Source organism: Parvibaculum sp. (genome assembly GCF_035511255.1).
Taxonomy (GTDB): Bacteria; Pseudomonadota; Alphaproteobacteria; order Parvibaculales; family Parvibaculaceae; genus Parvibaculum.
On the sequence record NZ_DATKFR010000393.1, the window covers coordinates 1 to 4147 of the forward strand.

General features: G+C 61.8%; 4 protein-coding genes and 1 pseudogene. All 5 read left to right on the forward strand.

Annotated elements, in window-relative coordinates; translation table 11 throughout:
- The coding region (locus VMR03_RS15105; RefSeq protein ID WP_325406662.1) for a PilN domain-containing protein at positions 1 to 317 on the forward strand (317 nt) is incomplete at its 5' end.
- Positions 314 to 892, forward strand: coding sequence for a type II secretion system protein GspM (gene gspM / locus VMR03_RS15110; protein WP_325406664.1), 579 nt, complete (start codon positions 314 to 316; stop codon positions 890 to 892). The genes VMR03_RS15105 and gspM, both read left to right, overlap by 4 nt.
- On the forward strand, positions 889 to 1461 hold the full coding sequence (locus tag VMR03_RS15115; RefSeq protein WP_325406666.1) for a hypothetical protein: 573 nt from the start codon (positions 889 to 891) through the stop codon (positions 1459 to 1461). The genes gspM and VMR03_RS15115 overlap by 4 nt, the downstream gene beginning before the upstream one ends.
- Positions 1462 to 1804: 343 nt before the next feature.
- Entirely contained in the window at positions 1805 to 3661 is a 1857-nt protein-coding gene (gspD, locus tag VMR03_RS15120) for a type II secretion system secretin GspD (RefSeq protein WP_325406668.1), read from the forward strand.
- Positions 3662 to 3705: 44 nt separating this feature from the next.
- Positions 3706 to 4147 (forward strand): annotated as a pseudogene (locus VMR03_RS15125) (type II secretion system protein GspK); the annotation flags it as partial.

The following is a 4147-nucleotide window of genomic DNA, read 5'->3' on the forward strand; positions in this document are numbered from 1 at the left end:
AGCTGAAGCGCGACGTCAGCGATGCGCGCGCAAGAATGGCCTTCCTTGGAGAGGCGAAGAAATCTCCGCTTCTCGTCGGCATATTGGCCGAGGTAACGAATATCCTTCTGGACGGAACCTGGCTTTTCGAGTTTCAGCTCAACGGCAAGGAGGTTCGAATCCGCGGTTATTCGCCGGAAGCCTCGAAACTGATCGCGCTGTTCGATGCCGCGCCGCAATTCACCAATGCGCAGTTCCGCTCGCCGCTCGTCCAGGGGCAGTCGAAGGAACTCGAACGCTTCGATCTCTCCTTCGACATTCGGGAGAAGGGGTTATGAGCAGGGTCTGGCAGTCCATGCGCCGGCACGGCAAGGCGCTCGGTATTCTGATTGCCGTTCTCGGCTTTTTTGGGCTCGCTGTCGTCGGCCCACTCGTGGGCGCCTTCGTCGATCAGCGGGACGAACGCGACCAATATCTGAAACTTTTAGCCGCTTATAAGTCGGTTATTGGGAACAGGGCCGGGCTCGAAGCGGAACTTGCACAATTGCAGCAGCAGGGTCGCTCGGCGTCGGGGCTCGTCGAAGGGAACAGCCCGGCGCTTGCCGCAGCGAGATTGCAAAACGATATCCGGACGATCGTGGAGAGCAATGGCGGTCAAGTCCGAAGCACGCAAAACCTGCCCGCATCTTCCATCAATGCCTTCGAGAAAGTGGATGTTGCCTGCGATCTCTCGATCCCGATGTCACGGCTGAAGGACATCGTCTATCAGCTCGAAACGCATACGCCTTATCTCTTCATCGACAAGATCGATATCCGTATGCCGGAGAATTGGCAGCCGGCCGATGAAAATGCTGCTGCGCCCAATCTCGAAGTGCGCTGGGTCGTGAGCGGATATCGGTGGGTGGGGTCATGATCTCGCGTTTGACAAGGGTTCAGCTTTTCCTGGCGGGCGGCGTTCTGTTTGCCGGGGCGTACTATGCCTACGAACTCGCGGCACCTCCTCCTCGTTTCGAGAGCCCGACGATCGTGTCCTCTCCGATAGCCGAGGCGAAGACGCCCGCGCCGGCGGGATTTATCGCGCCGGACGCGCAGGCATTTGCCGTGATCGACGAGCGGCCGATCTTCAGCCCGCTCCGGAAGTCTCCGAAAATCGAGGCGCAGGGAGCCGCTCAAGCCGCCGCGCCGCCGCCCGCCAATGTGACGCTTATGGGCATTGTCATCGGACCGGATGATCGCTTTGCCACGTTGAAGACCCCGGCTTCGCTCGCAGTTCTGATTGCCCGGCCAGGGCAGGAGGTCGGCGGCTGGAAGCTCGTCGAAGTGGAAGCCGATCACATTCTGTTGCGAGCGGGCGCCAACGACCAGGAGATCAGATTGAGATCGTCACCCGCCAGTATGCCGGCCGGCAATCCGGCTGGTCCGGCGGGCCTCTTTCCGCCGGGGATGATGCCGGGCGTTCCACCGCCGGCGGCGCAGCGCTAATTCCGCAGGACGATCGTCCGAAGTTGGGTCAAGATGCTAAGGCTGAGGCCTTGAGGGGTTTGGGGGCACGGGAATGAAGTCTTTGGTGATGCGCGCCGTCTTGTTGGCTGCGCTGGCAGGCCTGTCGGCTTGCGCGGAGGATCGAGAGTTGGGCACGACCGGTCCGGCGTTGTCGCCAGCCGCCGCGCCGCCTTCTCCTCAGCGGACGTCGGATATCGCGCCGCCCCGCAACGGGCTGGCTCCATCGCTGTCCCCCGCGGACACGCCGCCGACGACAGAAATCTACCGAGGAACCGGTAGCTTTGTCGGAACGCCGCGCGCGCCCTCCGCGAGCTCGACTTCGGTGACGGAAGAGGGGGACATCATCCTCAATTTCGTGAATGCGGATGTGAAGGATGTCGCGAAAGCGATCCTGGGCGATTTTCTGAAGCTCAATTACGCGGTCGGCGCCAATGTCCAGGGTACGGTGACGATCGAAACCAGCCGCCCTCTGGGACGGAATGCCGTCCTGCCCGTGCTGGAGCAGGCCCTGCGTCTCAACGGCATGGCGCTCGTCAAAACGAACGACATCTACAAGATCGTTCCGGCAGCGGATGCGCCACGCGAGGCGGGCATCAGCCGCGCCAATGGACGCAGAGGAACCACGCAGGCAGGTTACGGTGTCGAGATCGTGCCCTTGCGCTATATCGGCGCCGCCGAAATGCAGCGCCTGCTCGAGCCGCTTGCGCCGGCGCAAGGAAGCCTGCATTCCGACCCGGTTCGGAACGTCCTGATCATCGAGGGGACGCAGCAGGAGCGGTCCGCGATGCTGGACAATATCGCGCTCTTCGATGTCGACTGGCTTTCCGGCATGTCCTTCGCGCTCTATACGCCGCGGTATACCGATGCGCAGGGCCTTGCGAAGGAACTCGGCGAGGTTCTGGGCGGACGCAACAGCCCACTCTCCGGACTGGTGAAGCTCGTTCCCATCGACCGGCTGAACGCCGTGCTCGCGATCTCGCCCCAGGCGAGATATCTGGAGCAGTTGCAGCGTTGGGTTGACCGCCTCGATCGCCCGGGACAGAGCATGGACCGGCGGATTTTTGTCTATCATGTGCAGAACGGGCGGGCGACCGACGTCGCGGGCGTTCTTCTCAAGGTGGTGAATGGCGGCGACGCTTGGAAAGCCGCGGGCCGGCAGACGGCGGGCGGCGAACGCTCGACATTCGCGGGCGGCGCCATTCCGCCGGGGGGGATTCCGGGAGAGGCTGACGCGCAAGATGCGGATTTGGACTTCGGCGGCGGCGCCGGGATCAGCGCCAGCGGTCTTGAAAATGTGAGCATCACCGCCGACGAGCCGAACAATGCGCTCGTCATTCTGGCGACGCCGAAGGAGTATGGTGTTGTCGAGGCGGCTCTTCGTCAGCTCGATACCGTGCCGATGCAGGTGATGCTCGAGGCGTCGATTGCCGAAGTGACACTCACCGATCAGTTGAAATATGGCGTGCAGTATTTTTTCCAGTTCGGCAACAGCCACGAGATCAGGCTTTCCAACAACAAGACGGCCGCCATCTCGGCGTCCTATCCGGGGTTTTCCTATACATTCTCGAGCGGCGACGACATCAAGGTGATCCTCGATGCCTTATCCGCCGTCACGCATGTCGACGTCGTGTCGTCGCCGCGCGTTCTCGTGCTGAACAACCAGACGGCGACCCTCCAGGTCGGCGATCAGGTTCCGATCGCGACCAGCACCTCGCAGAGCACCTCGTCTTCCGATGCGCCGATCGTCAGCAGCATTCAGTATCATGATACGGGCGTCATTCTGAAGGTGACGCCGCGCGTCAATCAGGGCGGCATGGTGATGCTCGATATTTCACAGGAGGTCAGCGACGTGATCACCACGGACTCCTCCACGATCGATTCTCCGACCATTCAGCAACGCAAGATCAACAGCACCGTCGCCGTGCAGGACAACGAAACCATCGCGCTCGGCGGCCTGATGAAGAACAGCCGCACGCGCGGCAAGACGGGCATTCCCCTGCTGAAGGATATCCCCGTCGTCGGGAACCTCTTCAGATCGACGGAAGACACGAGCGGCAAGACCGAGCTCATGGTGCTGATCACGCCGCATGTCGTGGACAATCTGCAGCGGGCCCGCACCGTGACCGAGGAACTGCGGCTGAAATTGCCGGCGGTTCAGCCTCTCTTCGAGGCGCGGTGACAGCGGTGGAGAACCGGACCAGGTCCGGCGAGCGCGGACTTGCGTTGGTTTCGGTTCTCTGGGGGCTATCCATTCTGTCGTTGATCGCGGCCGCGATTCTCGCCGCGAGTGTGCTGTCGTCCCATCTGGAGCGCAACGAATGGGATGCGGCTTCACGCCGTATGACGGAAGACGCCGCGCTCAATCGCGCCGTACTCGGATTGCTCGACCCTCGACCGGAGAAAAGGTGGCGTGTCGATGGCGCATCGCAGATATTTGAGTTTCAAGGGACCAAAATCAGAATCTCGATTGAAGACGAGCTGGGCAAGATCGATCTCAATACGGCAGGCGACGATCTCATCCGAAGATTGTTCCATTCGGTAGGGCTTCCGCCGGACGAGGGGGATGCGCTGACGGATCGGGTTCTCGACTGGCGGGCCCCGGGAGTGGGCAAGCGTCTCAATGGCGCGGATGAAAGAGACTATCGGGGAGCCGGGTTGAGCTACC